This window comes from Geobacter sp. SVR, from assembly GCF_016865365.1.
Taxonomy (GTDB): Bacteria; Desulfobacterota; Desulfuromonadia; order Geobacterales; family Pseudopelobacteraceae; genus Pelotalea.
Map to the genome: position 1 here is coordinate 3,497,770 of NZ_AP024469.1, position 16,649 is coordinate 3,514,418.

12 protein-coding genes and 1 pseudogene are annotated in these 16,649 nt (G+C 58.8%); all 13 read right to left on the minus strand.

Annotated elements, in window-relative coordinates; all coding sequences use genetic code 11:
* Window positions 1-7 precede the first annotated feature (7 nt).
* On the minus strand, window positions 8-1,219 hold the full coding sequence (locus tag GSVR_RS16315) for a DegT/DnrJ/EryC1/StrS family aminotransferase (RefSeq protein ID WP_173198891.1): 1,212 nt from the start codon (window positions 1,217-1,219) through the stop codon (window positions 8-10).
* Between the two features lie 93 nt (window positions 1,220-1,312).
* A pseudogene (locus GSVR_RS22430) lies at window positions 1,313-1,660 on the minus strand (acyltransferase); the annotation flags it as partial.
* Window positions 1,661-1,713: 53 nt separating this feature from the next.
* The gene (locus GSVR_RS16325) at window positions 1,714-2,718 is read right to left on the minus strand and encodes a Gfo/Idh/MocA family protein (protein ID WP_173198534.1); all 1,005 of its coding nucleotides are present in this window, start codon (window positions 2,716-2,718) and stop codon (window positions 1,714-1,716) included.
* Window positions 2,711-3,991 carry an ABC transporter ATP-binding protein gene (locus GSVR_RS16330; protein ID WP_173198536.1) on the minus strand — a complete coding sequence of 427 codons (1,281 nt, stop codon included), beginning with the start codon at window positions 3,989-3,991 and terminating at the stop codon, window positions 2,711-2,713. Before GSVR_RS16330 ends, GSVR_RS16325 begins: the two co-directional genes overlap by 8 nt.
* 95 nt (window positions 3,992-4,086) lie before the next feature.
* On the minus strand, window positions 4,087-4,935 hold the full coding sequence (locus GSVR_RS16335) for an ABC transporter permease (RefSeq protein ID WP_173198538.1): 849 nt from the start codon (window positions 4,933-4,935) through the stop codon (window positions 4,087-4,089).
* Between the two features lie 159 nt (window positions 4,936-5,094).
* Window positions 5,095-5,970: an XrtA system polysaccharide deacetylase gene (locus tag GSVR_RS16340; RefSeq protein WP_173198540.1), complete on the minus strand. Its 876-nt coding sequence runs from the start codon at window positions 5,968-5,970 to the stop codon at window positions 5,095-5,097.
* A gap of 7 nt (window positions 5,971-5,977) precedes the next feature.
* Complete coding sequence (locus tag GSVR_RS16345; RefSeq protein ID WP_173198542.1) at window positions 5,978-7,198, minus strand: TIGR03016 family PEP-CTERM system-associated outer membrane protein; 1,221 nt, start codon at window positions 7,196-7,198, stop codon at window positions 5,978-5,980.
* 70 nt (window positions 7,199-7,268) lie between these two features.
* Entirely contained in the window at window positions 7,269-8,363 is a 1,095-nt protein-coding gene (locus GSVR_RS16350) for an XrtA/PEP-CTERM system-associated ATPase (RefSeq protein ID WP_173198544.1), read from the minus strand.
* Between the two features lie 86 nt (window positions 8,364-8,449).
* Complete coding sequence (locus tag GSVR_RS16355) at window positions 8,450-9,259, minus strand: XrtA-associated tyrosine autokinase (RefSeq protein ID WP_173198546.1); 810 nt, start codon at window positions 9,257-9,259, stop codon at window positions 8,450-8,452.
* Window positions 9,260-9,378: 119 nt separating this feature from the next.
* Complete coding sequence (locus tag GSVR_RS16360) at window positions 9,379-10,881, minus strand: XrtA system polysaccharide chain length determinant (RefSeq protein ID WP_173198548.1); 1,503 nt, start codon at window positions 10,879-10,881, stop codon at window positions 9,379-9,381.
* Window positions 10,882-11,062: 181 nt separating this feature from the next.
* A complete protein-coding gene (locus GSVR_RS16365; RefSeq protein WP_370552086.1) occupies window positions 11,063-11,860 on the minus strand; it encodes a polysaccharide biosynthesis/export family protein in 798 nt (265 codons plus the stop codon).
* A gap of 63 nt (window positions 11,861-11,923) precedes the next feature.
* Window positions 11,924-13,291 (minus strand): TIGR03013 family XrtA/PEP-CTERM system glycosyltransferase, encoded by a 1,368-nt coding sequence (locus GSVR_RS16370; protein WP_173198550.1) that lies wholly within the window; start codon window positions 13,289-13,291, stop codon window positions 11,924-11,926.
* A 261-nt stretch (window positions 13,292-13,552) separates the two neighbouring features.
* Window positions 13,553-16,195 (minus strand): XrtA/PEP-CTERM system TPR-repeat protein PrsT, encoded by a 2,643-nt coding sequence (gene prsT / locus GSVR_RS16375; protein WP_173198552.1) that lies wholly within the window; start codon window positions 16,193-16,195, stop codon window positions 13,553-13,555.
* Window positions 16,196-16,649 lie beyond the last annotated feature (454 nt).

The following is a 16,649-nucleotide window of genomic DNA, read 5'->3' on the forward strand; positions in this document are numbered from 1 at the left end:
TGCCACATCAGGGAACGGTAAAATCGAAATCTTTTACCGGTTCCTGGTCCCCGGACCCTGATACCTGTTTCACCGGTTCCTGGTCCCCGGTCCCTGGTCCCTGCTTCACCAGCCCCTGCACTTCCGCCACCTCACGCACTGCGCTGACCACGAGATCCTGCTGGGCAGGGGTCAGTTCGGCGAACATCGGCAAAGAGAGCACTTCGGCGGCAGCCGCTTCGGCATGGGGGAAGTCTCCGGCCTTGTAGCCGAGATCGGCGTGAGCAGGCTGAAGATGAACCGGAATCGGGTAATGGATGCCGGTCTGGATGCCCTGTGCCGTCATCGCCTTCTGGAATGCATCCCGCTGGGGGACGCGTACGGCGTAGATATGGTACACATGACGGTTGAACGGCATCTGGCGGGGAATGGCCACACCGGAACCCTCCAGAAGCTCGTCGTAGCGCCTGGCGATGGTGCGCCGCGCGTTCGTCCAGTTTTCCAGGTGGCGCAGCTTCACGCGCAGGATGGCTCCCTGCAGCCCCTCCATGCGATAGTTGTACCCCCTGAGGGTGTGGAGGTACTTGTTCTCGGCCCCCCAGTCCCGCAGCATGCGAATGGTGGCGGCATGTTTCCGGTCATTGGTGATCACCATGCCCCCTTCGCCGTAGGCGCCGAGGTTCTTGCCGGGATAGAAGCTGAAACATCCCAGGCTGCCGATACTCCCGACCCTGCGCCCCTTGTATTCGGCACCATGGGCCTGGCAGGCGTCCTCGATCACCGTCAGCTCGTAAAAGCGGGCCACCTCCATGATGGCATCCATGTCCGCGGCCTGGCCGTGGATGTGAACCGGCACGATGGCCTTGGTGTTCGGGGTGATGGCAGCCTCTATCCTGGAGGGATCGATGGTCAGCGTGACCGGGTCGATGTCGACGAAAACCGGGCGCGCACCGGTGTAGACGATAGCCGCTACGGTGGCCACAAAGGTGAAGGGGGTGGTGATGACCTCGTCGCCGGGGCCGATGCCGGCCGACAGCAGCGCCAGGTGCAGGGCGCTGGTCCCGGTGTTGACGGCGATGCCGTGATCCGCCTGCTGATACGCCGCAAACTCCCGCTCAAAGGCGGCCACCTCCTCCCCCAGCACGAACGAGCAGCTCTCCAGCACTTTGGTGACCACCGGCTGGATCTCCGATTTGATCGACCGGTACTGGGCCTTCAAATCGAGAAAGGGGACCGGCAAGGGACCGGTGGCGGCAGGCTGCGGCTCCACGGAACGTATGAAGCGGGCCGGCACGCCGGCCACGACCGCATTGTCCGGAACATCCCTGGTCACCACGCTGCCTGCCCCGACAATGGCGTTGGCGCCGATTGTCACGCCGCACAGGACGGTGGAGCTGGTGCCGATGGAGGCCCCCTTCTTCACCAGGGTCGGTATGCATTCCCAGTCCGCTTCGGTCTGCAGGGCGCCATTGGCCGTTGCCCGGGGATACTTGTCGTTGATGAACGAGACGTTGTGGCCGACGAAAACGTCGTCCTCGATGGTCACCCCTTCGCAGATGAAGGTATGGCTCGATACTTTCACGTTTTTCCCGATTTTGGCGTTCTTCTGAACTTCCACGAATGCGCCGATGCGGGAATTGTCGCCTACTTCGCACTCGTACAGGTTGACGAAATCGGCCATCCTGGTGTTTTCCCCCAGTTTCACGTTCCTGAGGCTCTGCTTGGTGTAGTCGCTCACAGCCTGATCTCCTTTCCGCGGTGTTTGATGGACATCTCTGAAGCCTCCAGTATCCTCACGACATTCAGGCCGCTGATCCCATCGGTGATGGAGCGCCTTCCCGTCCGTATGCAATCGGCGAATTCCGCGGCCATCAGGCGCAGCGCCTCGGTCGGATCCAGCCTGGGGGCCCACATGTCCCCCAGCCTGTAGGAAACCCGCGCCTCGTGAACCCCTTCGCTGCTCACGATATCTACCCCGCGATCGTAGATCTTGATCTTCTCGCTGACCTCCATGTCGTCGTAATGAATCGTCTTTTTGCTGCCCCCCACCAGCATGGTGCGGACCTTGACCGGTGAAAGCCAGTTGTTGTGAAAGTGGGCGATCAGGCCGCTGTCGTAATAGACCGTCAGGTAGGCCACGTTTTCATGGCCATTGCCCACGTGGCAGGCGCCGGTGGCGCATACACTGACCGGCTTTTCCTTGACGAGATGTTCGAGGATGGCGATGTCGTGGGGAGCCAGGTCCCAGAGCACGTTGACATCGCGCTGGAACAGCCCCAGGTTGATGCGGACCGAATCGAGGTAGTACAGCTCCCCCAGATCCCCCTGCTCCACCACCTCCTTCATCTTGCGCACGGCGCCGGTATAGATGAAGGTGTGGTCCACCATGAAGGTCAGCTTGTGCTTTTCGGCCAGGTCCACCAGCTTTTCCGCCTCGGCAGTGGAGGAGGTGGCAGGTTTTTCCAGCAGCACATGCTTGCCGTTTTCCAGCGCCTTGCGGGCAAACTGGTAGTGGGTCGCCACCGGTGTCGCGATGGCGATGGCATCAATGGCGGGATTCTTGAGCAGATCCTCGTAACGGGTGGTAGTGGTGACCGAGGGATATTTGGCGGAAACCTGTTTGAGACGGTCCTGGCTCGCATCGCAGCACGCCACGACGCAGGCTTCGCCCGTGTCCTGGATATTGCGGACAAGATTGGGACCCCAGTAACCGTAACCGGCAACAGCGACGTTAATCATGGCAGCAGACCTCCTGAACTGGTGATTGTTTGAAATTGAGCAGCCGTTTCGGCACGGACCATTGCCCCTCTTCGTGGAAGACCCCGAAATGGGTATCGAGCAGGTCATGCCGGATGTGAAAGGTTTTGCCGATCTGGGCGCAATACAGCTCCTCGAAATTTGCGTCCCTGACCAGCACGTTGATCTTGTACGATTCCGACACCAGTTTCAGGGGGGGCGTCAACAGCTCGATGGTGCCGTCGCCGCAGCTCGCGGGTACGCAGAACCCGTCCATGGAGGTGTTGTAATTGCAGCAGGCCACATCGTCGGAACGGATGAATGAAACAAGAAAATTGGGATTCAGGACCGGCCGGCGGAACTCGTAATGGAGCCGCACCCGCATGCGTTCGCCGTAGTTGAACAGGTTGCGCGGCTGTCCGCTCTCGTCACGGGTTTCCATGTCGGAGATGTACACCGCCCACTGGGACGAATCGCTGCCGATGGCGCCGCGGGCCCAGGCCAGTTCGCTGACCTTGTGCTCCTCTTCGTAGAGCTGGATGGCCTCTTCCGGGGCTCCGTCATAGCGGACCTGCCCCTTGACCAGAAAAATGACCCGGTTGCACATGGCCTTTACCGAGAACATGTTGTGGGATACGAACAGAATGGTCGCGTTGCTCTTGCGCAACTCCTCCGCATATGCCATGCATTTGCGCTGGAACTGCAGGTCCCCGACCGAAAGCACTTCGTCGATCATCAGTATTTCGGGCCGCAAATGAGCGGAAACGGCAAAGGCCAGGCGCACGTACATACCGCTGGAATAGCGTTTCACCGGCATGTCGATGAATTTTTCAACTTCGGCGAACTCCACGATGGCATCAAAATGACGGCGGATTTCCGTTTTTTTCATGCCGATGATGGCACCGTTCAGATAGATATTTTCTCGTCCGGTCAGTTCCGGGTGAAAACCGGTGCCCACCTCCAGCAGCGAACCGACCCTGCCGTAGATCTCGGCCCGTCCCCGGGTGGGCTCGGTGATCTGTGAAAGGAGCTTCAGCAGGGTGCTTTTCCCTGCTCCGTTCTGACCGATGATGCCGACGATCTGCCCCTTGCCGATCTCGAAGGACACATCCTGCAGCGCCCAGAAGGTGTTGGGGCCTGCCCGTGAGCCTTCCTTGCGGCGCATGATCGACCGGAAGCTGTCCGCCAGCTGGTCGCGTAGCGTGTCGTGGCGCTTGCCCGAGGAGATCTGGTACTGCTTGGATATGTTTTCAACCCTGATGGCGCAATTACTCATGAATGAACTCCTCACAACGGTTCGTTGGAAAAACGGAAAAGCGGGGCCGGCCTCCGCGCAATCGGGAGAAGGAAAAACCGCGGCTGACGGCCCGGCTAGATGATGTCGGCGAAGGTCTGCTCCATGCGCTTGAAGTACACCAGACCGCTCACCAGCAGGACGCTCACCATCAGCAGACTGACCGTCATTACCCCCCAGTCCGGCCGGACCGTACCCAGGATCGACCACCTGAATCCCTCGATCACTCCGACCATTGGGTTCAGGCTGTAGAGCAGGCGCCACTTGGCCGGAACGATGCTGACCGGATAGGCGACCGGAGAGGCATACATCCAGACCTGAATCAGAAAGGGAATAATGTGTCCCACGTCGCGATACTTGACGTTGAGCGTGGTCAGCCAGAGCCCCACGGCCAGGGCCGACAGCAGCGAAAGGGTTACGAAAAGGGGCAGCGTCAGCAGCGCCCAGGTGGGGGTGATGCCATACCACAGCATCAGGACAAGCAGCAGGATGAAGGAAAAGAACAGGTCCACCACCGGTGCCACCGAAGCGGCCAAGGGAATCAGCAGGCGGGGGAAGTAGATCTTCGTAATCAGGTTTGAACTCCCGACCAGGCTGCCCCCGCTGCGCTGGAGCGCCTGCGAGAAGTAGTTCCAGGGCAGCAGTGCGGCAAAGGCGAAGACCGGATAGGGTTTGCCGTCCGAGGGAACCTTGGCCATATTGCTGAAAATAGCGGTAAAGAGGGCCATGGTGATCAGCGGCTGCAGGATGGCCCAGGCAGCTCCGATGACCGTCTGTTTGTAACGGACCAGGACATCTCTCCACACGAGGAAATACAACAGTTCGCGGTACTTCCAGACCGCCCTGAGATCGAGCTGGAAGAGCCCTCGGCGGGGCTGGATCAGAACCGTCGGAATATTCAGGTCGTTCTCTGCGGCAAATGCCATGGTGTCAGCCCCTTGTTTGTGTCTGATTTAGAAGGTTGTTGAAAAACGGGTATCTCACCGCCGTCCTCGTCAGTCCTCTTGTGCGGCGTAGCGGGCCTACGCCTCCGCGGGGCTTCCTGCGGGTGCGACGATCTACCCATTTTTGAACAACCAGGGAATTCAACAGCCTGTTTTTAGTGTGGTGCGGCCCTCGGAACTCACCTGCAGCACCTCGCGGGCAGGTGCGAAACGGAAGCGCTTCAACAGGTGCCGGATCTTGAATTCCATGCGCCCGAGGTTGAGATAATGCCTGAAACTGGACCGCCATCCGGCCCGGATGCGCGGCTGCTGCGGATCGATCTCCCAGGGATGGAAATAGACGATCACCGGCTGCCGCTCCCGGCTGTTGATGGCGCCGATCGCCCTGCTCACCAGGGAGACCGGAAACAGCCTCAGATACCCCCCTCCTGCCACCGGCAGCTGCGTCCGCCATCCCCCGATCCCCAGGGGATAGGTGGACAAGGGGAACTCGCGCAGGGTTCCGGAACCGGCCGCAATGTCGTAGGGGAACCGCTCCCCCCCCGGGATGCCGTAGACGTCGTGGCGGATCGGAAAGATGCTCGAATCGTAGCTGAATCCTTCCTCCGCCAGGACATCCAGCGCCCAGAGCGATTGGTTGGTGATGGAGTAGCTCGGAGCGCGATAGCCCAGCACCCGCTCGCCGCAGATATCCTCCAGGATGCCTTTTGCAGCGGCGATGTCGGCCCGGAACTGCTCCGCGGTGAGCCGGTACACCAGCTGATGCCGGTATCCGTGACAGGCGATCTCGTGTCCCCGGCGGTGGATCTCCCGCACCAGGAGCGGACAACGCTCTGCGATCCATCCCAGAATGAAGAAGGTCGCCTTCTGCGCGCATTCGTCGAACATGTCCAGGATGCGCCGGGTGTTGTTCTCCACCCTGAGTGGAAACAGATCCCACTCTTCGTACCTGATCCGCCCGGCAAACGCGTTCACCTGGAAGTAGTCCTCGACGTCGACGGACAGGGCATTCAGCATGAGCACCTCAAAAGACTTTCCTGAGCATGAGCGACACGCGGTTGATCTGCTTGTTGTCCAGATCGGGGTTGGGCGAGTAGTAATCGACGTAGATGTATGTCAGCGTCGCGGTCAATTCGTCCGCCAGCTTGTAGCCCAGCCCCGTCTCCAGGATGAGGCGCCTGGTGTTGCCGGCACTCTCCTCGAACCTTTCGCCCGTAAAGGCCAGGGTAGCGCTCAGGGAGGAGGTCAGATCGCGCGAGCCTTTTATCAGCAGCCCGTATTTCCTGGTATCCAGCGTATCGGTCACGACATCGACATATTTCGAGAAAGAGAGGGTCAGCTTGAGCGCTCCCCGGTCGAAACGCTTTTCCACGCTGCCGCTGACATAGGTCTCCTCGGTGATGTTGCGCAGCGGGTCCTCGTCGTACTTCACTCCGGTGGCAGCCTCAACGGTCAGAATATCGAAAACGTGAATGGCGCCTGCCTTCCAGTTGACGTTGTCGAAAGTCTGGCCGCTGTCGTACCCGATCCAGCTGTAGCCCACCTGTGCAAACAGGAAGGATTTGTCCGCGTATTCGTAGCGGAAGCCCCCCAGGACCTGGTGCTGGTTGAAGTTGTCCACATCGGCCAGCTCCCGGATGAAGATGTAGTCCCCCGTGAGGCTGAGTTTGGGGGTCAGCTCGTAGGTGGCGCTCAGAAAACCGGAATGATCGTTTTTGCTGATGCCGTCGGAACTGAAATAATGGGTGTTGATGTAACTGTAGCCGCTTTTCAGGGTCGTCCTCGGAGTGGGATGAAACACCGCGAAGGGAGAGACGGTTACGACATTGCGGTCGGTCTGGTCGAAAAACAGGCTCTCCTGCCTGACATCCTTGGTTACATCCAGCGGAACCCGCTGATAATCGCTGGTTGCATCCACAAACAGGAAATTGTCGATTGCCGTGAGATGGCCGACAGCCTGCAGCAGGTGGGTATAATCGTTCGTACGGCTGTTCCGGGCGTAATAGTGGTAATCGAACTGGTAATTCAGATCGCCGCTGAATACCGGCCCCTTGGCGCCGATGGCCAGGCCGGGCATTATGCGGGTGATGTAGTCGCCGATCTTGTTATCCCGCGTCTCGAAGACGTTGTCAGTGTACTCCTCGCCAACGGCAATGGAAGGATGCACGGTCAGGTCCTCCGCCCGGGCGGCACCTGCCAGTGCAAGTGCGCATAAGATTGCCGAAATGCGAGAAACGCTCGACATGAAAATCCCTCCATCGACGACAAGTCCTCAACCAATTTCAAGAGATCCGTACGCCCCGCCCGGCTGCGGATTACCAGCCCCCCAGCATCGGAATATACTTGCGCAGCTTCTGCATGATCGTACCGGTCTTTTCCTGCTGGGATTTCAGCGATTGCTCCAGATCCGAAATTTTTGCCGTCATCTCCAGGTACATCTTCTGGTTGAACATTTCCGGCTCCGCTTCCGGGCTGTCCCCGCCGATCAGCTTCCAGAGCCCGGAAACGTCCGATTTCTCGGGAATGCTGGACAGGTGCGGAGCAGCATATTCCGGCACCAGGGCCTCCCCTGCCCCTTCCGGCCGCGCCTCGCCCCAGAAGTGGTGGTTGAAATCGAGATCCCCGATCACATCCTTGACCAGAGCGACGTCGATGGTGCTGGTTTCCTCGGCGAACGCCGCCAGCAGAATGAAGTCGCAGATGATATTGATCAAACGCGGGATGCCCCTGCTGTAGCCGAAGATGATGTTGATCGTCTCCTCGGAAAAAGTAGCGGAATTCCGCCCCCCCGCCTTTTCCATGCGATGCAGGATGTACTCCTCCGTCTCGGACAGGGTCAGAGGATGGATGTGGCAGTTGATGCTGATACGCTGACGCAGCTGTATCAGGGAGGGAGACGCCAGTGTATCCCTCAGTTCCGGCTGACCCACCAGGATGATCTGCAGCAGCTTGGCATTGTCCGTTTCAAGATTGGACAGCATCCTGATCTCTTCCAGAAGATCCGTACAAAGGTTCTGGGCCTCGTCGATGATCAGCACCGGCCGGTTTCCCTTGATGAACTGCTCGATCAGGAAGGTGTTCAGGTCGCGCAGCAGCGTGATCTTGTCCTTGTGCTGCACTGCCAGGCCGAAGTCGTCGTTGATCATCGCGATCAACTGCTCCGAATCCACCTTGGTATTGAAAATCTTCGAGAGCACGACATTGTCGAGATGTTTCTTGATCAGGTTGCGAATAATGGTGGTCTTACCGGACCCCACTTCGCCGGTCAGCAGGATGAAACCTGCCCGCTCCCTGATGCCGTAGTCGAGGTAGGACAGCGCCCGCTTGTGGGATCTGCTCATGTACAGAAAGTCAGGGTCCGGCAGCAGATCAAAGGGCTTGCGGGTCAGATTGAAGAAGATTTCATACATGAATCCACCCTTTCAGAGAGATCACCTGTGCTCAGTCCCCGCCCCGCCCGGCGCGCATGCCGGAAACGGTCGAGGAGCGGTCCGCGTCAGGCCGCATCCTGCCGGTAGTATTGCTGAAGGTCGGCATGCGGCGCCTTGGCAGCCTCGTTGTAGACCACCCCCAGCAGATTGCTTCCCTTGAGGCACTCGATGGTCTCGTTGATATTGTCCAGCGTCACCCTGCCCTCCTTGACCACCAGCACCACACCATCGACAATGGCGCTCAAGGAGCGGGTTTCGGCAAACGGCAGCACCGGGGGCGTATCGATGATCACATAGCGGTCGCGGTAGCGGTTCTTCATCTCCAGTAAAAACTCCCTGAAGCGACGAGAGGAGAATACTTCGGCCGGATTGCTCACCTGGCGGCCGGCCGGCAGCACCGAAAGCCTTCCGATGCCGGTCCGGACAAGCGCCTTTTTGGGGTCGAGCCCGTCCAGAACGCATTCGGCCAGCCCGACCCGGTTCTCGATGCCGAGATAGTTGTGGATGGAGGACCTCCTGATATCCGCGTCCACCAGCAGTACGGTATGGTCGAATTCCTGCGCCAGACTCATGGCAAGATTGAGCGAGGTGATGCTCTTCCCCTCGCTGGCGATCGAGCTGGTCACCATCAGCATGTTGCGGAACTCCTCCCCTTTGGTGAGCTTCACGATGATCGATTTCAATTTGCGGTATTCTTCCGCCGCCGGGGCAAGGGCATCGGTGACGGAGACCATCAGCATGTTGTCCACCTGCAGGCTTTCCGTAGCGGGAGGAGGCAGATGGGTACGCTGGTCGGCCTTCTCCGGCACGGCAACCAGGGTCACTCCGTTTCGTAGTTTAGCCGCTTTTTCAAGGGCTTCTTCGATTCTGCTCATGATTGAGTCCTTTCTAGAGGCAGAGATCAGGGACCGGGGATCAGGAACCGGTAACGTCAGAATCTTTTAGAGTCCCCGCTTTCAAAGGTTTTACCGGTCCCCGGTTCCTGGTCCCCGCTTCACCGAAACGTCATATCCCTGAGGTTCGCCAGATTCTGCCTGATACCGGCACCGCTCAGGATGTCGTAGGAGTTTTCCCGCATGTACTCGATCGGGATCGTCGCCAGAATCAGCAGGAAATAGATGCCGGCCAGGCTGAAAAACCACCAGTCGCGCCTTCGTACCGCCAGCGCTTCGCTTGGATTTTCGATCTTCGGTACGACCGCCAGTACCTGGACCCCCAGCGACCTGAGGGAATCGATGTGGCGCACCGAAACGTCCAGGTGGTCCAGGAGCAGCAGGATGGCGAAGCTGCCGGCCAGCCCCCCCAGGATACCGAGCAGGATCATTCTGACCCGTTGCGGTCCCGTCGGTTTGGCCGGTACCACCGCCGGATCGACCACCCTGAAGGTGGTGGTCTTGTCCTGCACCTCCATCTGCTTGGAAACCTCGGACTGCCCGTAGCGCGCCACAAGCTGCTCATACAGGGTCTTCTGGCTGGCCCGCTCCCGCTCCAGCTCCTCCAGACCGGCCTTGGCAGCCGGAATGCTCTTCAGCAGAGCCAGTTTGGACGCTATCAGCCGCCGCTGGTTCTGTTCGCTTTCGCGCAGGGATTTCAGTTCCAGAGTGATCCTATCCTGTTCCGGCGAAGAAACGGCAGCCCCGTGGCTTACGCCCTGTCCGGATTTTATCTGTTCCTGGAGGGAAGCTATTTCGTTGCCTATGGCTATGATTTCGGGATGGTTATCGGTGTAGACCAGGCTCAGTTCCTGCTGCCGCTTCTTCAGCTCCGCCAGCCTTATCTGCTGCGGGCCGTTCTTCACGGCCAGCCCCAGCAGGCTTTCGAGCTGACGCCGGCGCAGGGCGTACTCTTCGATCCTCTGCTGGGCATTGCCAATCTCGGTCGATATCATCTCCTCGCTCTGCGCCAGCAGACTTCCCTTTTCCTGTCTGTAGCTGCTCGTGGCTGCATCCGATCGTGCCAGCTTTTCCTTCATCGCCGCGATCTGCTCTCCCAGGAATCTGGTGGCCCCGTAGGAATCTTCCCGCGTGGAAGAGCTGTTCTCCTCGATGTAGCGGCGAATCAGCGCATTGACGTAGTCACGGGCCAGGCGCGGGTTTTCGTGTGAAAAAGCGATGGTGAAGAGTCCTTCCTTGTCTTTCAGCCTGATATCGGTCTTGGCCTGGAAGGCCTTGACCATCTCTTCCAGCTGAGAATCGTTCTGCTTGTTCACGTTGAGGTCGAGGTCGTCGAAGACCTTGAGCAGGAGGCTCCTGCTTTTAATGGCATATTCCAGCACCCGGATCTTGTCCTCGAAAGAAGCGGTGACCGCAATGCCCTTCACCAGATCGCCGATAACGCTCCTCTCGATGAATACGGTGCTTTTGGCCTCGTACACGGCCGGCTTCATGTAGCTGGCGATAACGGTGCCGGTCATGATCAGGAGGGCCAGAACGACAAACAGGTACCTCCTCTTGACGATCAGCTGCAGATATTTTTTGTAATCGAAATCCGATTCCATAGGTCACTCCATTCTCCAATGTCCGCGCTGTTGCAATAGCGCGCTCAAGACCTGAATCCGTGGCGCCGGGATGCCGTCACCGTTTGTATCGGCCGGCCTCCGTCGAACCATTCCGAACCGCCGAAAAGCAGAGGCAGAGGCACTTCAAGGCACCGAGGCAGTGAAGCGCCGCAGATTCAGGTCAGAACATGCCTTCCTTGACGATGATGTAGTCACTCGGCTTGAGCCTCGGGTTCTGGGACAGGTCCCGCTCGTTCCAGAGATCCTTGGCCTTGACCGGAATTGTCACTTCCTTGCCCCCTTCCCTGCGCAGGATGGTCGTGTCGTTCTGTTTGGCGAACTTGCTGAACCCGCCGGCCTCCAGCACCGCATCCATCACGGTCATGCCTTCCCGGTATTCGATCAGCCGCGGCGTGTTGACGGCCCCCAGCACATAGATGTTCTTGTCCGCAAGCACCGGGAAATAGATCGCATCGTTGGATTCGATCACGATGTCTTCTTTGGTGTCTCCGCCGATGAAGAGCTTCTCGAAATCGGTCTTGATGGTTTTGCCGTTCCGCTGCACGTACGATCGTTTGAGATCAGCCCCTTTGACATCGCCGATTGTGCATAAAAGCTGCAGCAGGGTGGTACGGCGGCTCAGGTCGAACACCCCCGACTTCACACCGGCGCCGAAGATATACACCCTGCTGTTGGTGATCTCCTTGACGCTCACGGTGACGATCGGGGTCTTGACAAGCTGCTTGAGCTTTTCGGACAGGGATTTCTGCAGCTCCTGCGGTGTGAACCCGTTGGCCGTGACATCCCCCAGGCCGGGAATGGTGATCTTGCCGTCGGGCCTCACCCTGACGGTGACGTTCAGCTCCTTTACCCCCCACACGGCGACATCGAGAACATCCCCGTCACCGATGACGTAATCCCCTGCGAAAACCGGGAGGGGAAACAGCATCAGAAAGAACAACATCGCTGCCAGCCTTATTGCCATGTGCATCTCCTTTGTGATCCGGTTGGTTGTGTTGACTGTGACCGCCATGCCATGCCTCTATCTCGCCCCCCGCCGGAAAAGGACCACCTGTACGGTTTCAAGAATGATCATCAGATCGAATGTCAGAGAGATGTGCTTGATGTAGTAGAGATCGTAACGGAGTTTCTCCAGGGCATCCTCGACCGACGCCCCGTAGGGGTAACGCACCTGCGCCCAGCCCGTAACGCCGGGCTTTACGAAGTGCCGTTCCGAATAATACGGAATGACCTCCTTCAGCTTGCCGACGAACTCGGGTCTTTCGGGGCGCGGTCCCACCATGCTCATGTCCCCCCTGAGCACGTTGATGAACTGGGGCAGCTCGTCGATGCGGCTTTTACGCAGGATCGATCCCACCCGCGTGATGCGGGAATCGTTTTCCTGCGCCCAGACGGCGCCTGTTTCGCTTTCGGCGTCTGCCCGCATGGTCCTGAACTTGTACAGAACGAAATTCTTTTCCTTTTCGCCGACCCGTTCCTGGCCGTAGAAGAAGGGTCCCGGAGAGTCGAGCCGTATGGCCAGCAGGATGAACGGGAGCAGCGGGAGCGTTGCGAGAATGCCGATCAGGGCGCAGAGGATGTCGGTGATCCTTTTGGCGATCCGATGCCAGGTCCTGACCTTGAAACCGTCCGAAAAGATTATCCAGCTGGGGTTGATTCCCTCCAGCAGCAGCTTGCCGGTCACTTGCTCGTAAAACGACGGGGCATCGATCACCTCCACCCCGTTCAGCTTGCACGCCATGACCTCCCGGAACGGGAAAGTGCCCCTGCGTTCCGACAGCGACACAACGATCTTGTCCGCCCTCTCCCGCCTGACAGTCTCGTACAGCCCCCCTTCATTGCGAAGGATCGAGTTCTGCGGTACCTGGCAGCATTCGTTGGAGCAGTTGACATAGCCGGAAAGCACATAGTTGTCGTCCGTCATCGGAATGATTTTGCCCATATGCCCTGCAATCGGCCCCACACCGAGGATCAGCACCCTCCTTGCAAAACCGGGGAAGTTGACCCAGACCCGGTACAGGACATGGCAGAGAAACTGCAGCAGCCCGAAAATGAGGATGGCATACGGCAGTATCCCGTTTCCCTGGCCGTAGGCCGGAGAGGTAAAAGAGACCATGGAAAGGAAGATCGATGACATCCCCAGGGAAACACCGGTTTTGACTGCGATCTCCCGTGCGAAAAGCTCTCGATGGTTTCCATAAAATTGGGCCAGAAACGACAGGAAGACCAGGATCAGGACGAACCCGACGATCATTACGTTGCCGAGGCCATGCACCTCTCCCAGGGTGGGTATTCGTCCGTTCTTGACGAACAGTGCCGCCGGCAGCGACAGCAGTGCTGCAAGCGCATCGCCCAGTACCAGAAGGATGATTCTATATCTAGATTCCATAGCGCACTTTCCTGTAATTACAACTGCCAGGCAGTCTTTTTTTAGATACTTTTCATCTTCCAACAGTCCCGCTACCGCCGGCTATACCTTTCTTCACCTCCTGGCAGCAGGCAGGTGGACGCTCGTTTTTCTTCCCCCGAGGTTCGACCGTACTTCCCGTGCATGGACCTCGGTCAGGTACCGGGGCCGCATGCTTGTCAACGGAATCCTGCCGGTTGAGGTGCTGTGTCCCCCCTTCCGGAGATGCCGCTGCACATGACCTTACGGATTCAGCCTGGCCAGGAGGCTCCTGGCCTGCTGCGCCTCGGCGAAATCCTGCTTCACCAGCGCCTTCCGCAACCTGACCACTGCCTGCCGGTTCTCGCCCGAAGCCTGATGAGCCAGCGCCAGATGGTAATTGATGGTAGAGTTCCCCGGCAGTAAGGCCTCGGCCTTCTCCAGAATGCGGATTGCTTCGTTGTTGCGGTTGTTTCTGAAAAGCGCGTACCCCAGCGTGTCCATGACAGCAGCATTGGCCGGTTCCAGCGCCATGGCACTCTCCGCCAGACGCAGGGCATCCTCCCGGCTGCCGTATCCGTCGGCACACAGCATGGCCAGGTTGTTGAGCGCCGGGGTAAAGGTGTCCTGGATTGCCAGTGCGGCGCGATATTTGGCAACCGCCTCGTTCTTTCTACCCCGGGCCTCCAGGAAAATGCCCTGGGCGTGGTAGGCGGGTGCAAAGCCGGGCAGCTTGCGCACGATGTCGCTGCAGGTTTCCATGGCCCGATCAAAGCTCCCCTTCCCGGCATACAGGTTGGCCAGCATCAGGGCTGCCATGGGGTTGTTGTCCAGCGCCACCCCTTTTTTGAGGGCCGCGATGGCTTCCTCGAGGTTGTTCTGCTCCCGGTGGACCGAAGCCAGCAGCATGTATCCCTGGGATGATCCCGGTTTCCGGTCTATGGCTCGCTGGGCATGCTTGAGCGCCTCCGGCAGTTTCTGCATTGCCACATAGGTGCCCACCCGCAGGGAGATGCCGCGTTCCGGTGCGAAGGCCTCGATATCCTCAATGACTGCCAGGGCCTGTTTGTACTGTTTGTCCCTGAGATACAGGAGAGCCTTCTGCTCCATGATCGGGGCCGAGCGCGGCACGGCCCGGGCAGCCTCTTCCAGGGTGGCAAGCGCCCTGGAGTTGTCTCCCTTCCGTTCGTAATGGCTTGCCAGGGCCTGATACGCCGTCGGATTGCGGGTCTCCGCCGCCTTGAGGTAATGATTGAGCGCTTCCCCGTCATTGCCGGAAAGCTCCAAAAGGGCGGCCATGCGCACGTTGGCCCCCACGTTGGCCGGGTCTTTCCGTAGGATCTCGGAGTATTCCCCCAGCGCGGCGGAGGCATCGCCACGGGCTGAGTAATAGGCGGCCAGGGAAAAGGAGGCATCGAAGGAGCCGGGGTTGATCTCCTTTGCCTTGCGCAGGTAGCGGACAGCTTCAGCCGTCTTGTTGTCCGTCAGCATGATTTTGGCCATGCCGGTATAGAGCACGGCATCTTCCGGCTTGCCGGAGAGCCCCTCCTTGAGGACTGACAACGCTTTGGCGTGGTTTTTCCGATGCATGTAGAACGAGCACAGGATCAGCCGGGTGTTGAGCAGCTCCGGGGCCACCCGCACCGCTGTCAGCAGATCCGCCTCCACTTCGGCCGTCCGTCCCTGGCTCAGATGAAACAGCCCCTTCTTGAGGTGGCTTTCCACAAGCTTGGGGTCAAGCTGCGTTGCCGCATCGAGCTCCCTCATGCCATCGGAATACATCCCCTTTGCCATGTAGGCGCTGCCCAGCAGGTTGCGGGCAAAGGCATTTTTGCCGTCCGCCTCCACAACCCGCGACAGTTCCGTAACGGCGTCGTCGAGGCGCTTCTGCTTCAGCAGAATCATGCCGGTCATAAGCCGTGCCTGGATGAAGGTGGGTACTCTGTCGAGAATCAGCCGGAATTGGCTGAGGGCGTTTTCCAGTTCTCCCTGGTGGTAGTGGCTGAGCCCCAGGAAGTAATATCCGCTGACGCTCGGGCGCAGCTTATTGGCGGTCTGCAGGGCCGCAATCGCATCCGGGAAGTTATTGCGGCGATAGAGAACCATGCCTTTCAGGCGGTTCCCTTCGGGACTTTTGGGGAATCGCTTGAGCAGGTCCGCGGCTGCCGCCTCCGCAGCTGCGACATTTCCCATCTCGAGCTTCAGAAGGCCCGCCTTGTAGTATGGCAGTGGATCGGCGGTATTGATCTCCGCCAGTTTGGCATAGAGCGCCAGGGCCTGCTCATTGCGGCCGGCGGAGCGTTCCAGGTCGGCCAGCAGGTGATAGGCTCTGACGTTGCGCGGTTCGGCCCTGACGACCTCTTCCAGAAGCTTCCTGGCCCTGGCTGCCTCCCCCCGTGTGGCGTAGTGCGCCGCAAGCTCCAGCGTGGTGCTGGTTTTTCCCGGCTCTTTCCGCAGCGCACGCAGGAAGGACTCCTCCGCCTCACGAGGCATGGATCTGATGTCATAGGCGACTCCCATGATCTCCAGGGCCGCGGCTGATTCGGGCTCGATGGACAGGTATTCCCTGGCCTGGGCGATCGCCAATTCCGGCTTGCGGAGAGCATTGTAGAGCCGCCCCATATCCAGCGGTATTTCACGCTGACTGGGGTTCAACCGCTTTACCTTCTGGAACTCCTTCTCGGCGAGTTCGTACTTCCCGGCCAGCACATAGGCCCTGGCCAACTGCAGCCGGGCATTCAGAAAGTTCTGATCCTTTTCCAGCGCATTCCTGAAGAGCACGATGGCACCACTGGCATTGCCGTCATGCAGTTTCCTGACCCCTTCGGCATACAGCTCGTCACTGGTTTCACCGCTGCATCCGGCAATGCCGACGATGATGGCCAGCGCCAGTATTTTTTTATGCACAGACTCAACCTCCTCCGTCATGTACCGTTTTTATCCATCCAGATAACACAGGCGATACCACGAACCATGCCATGCCGGTCGCAGGCGTAATTCAACGAAAAAACAGCGCGTTGCAGTCAGGCTATAAAAAGGGGCACTCAACGAAATTTGCCGGTGAAGGGCTGGCGCTGCTCCGGAACGCCGAAAAAACGCAGGTATGGCTCGGGTAAAAAATGTGACCGATGTTAATGGAGTTGCACACTGAAGGGCCAATTGCGGATGCGCTGCAGCAAAATGTAAGAAATTGTGTGTGTTTTGTCGGTTTTCTTTACGGTTTTGCTCCCCTCTTTCGATTGCCCCTCAAAATACCCCTTCTAAATCGGTCGGATGCGGATTGGCATATCAGTTGCTGGATCTATCTGAAAAGCGGAGGGAGCAGTTTTTCCTGGGACCGCGGTTGCGAAAAACCAATGAA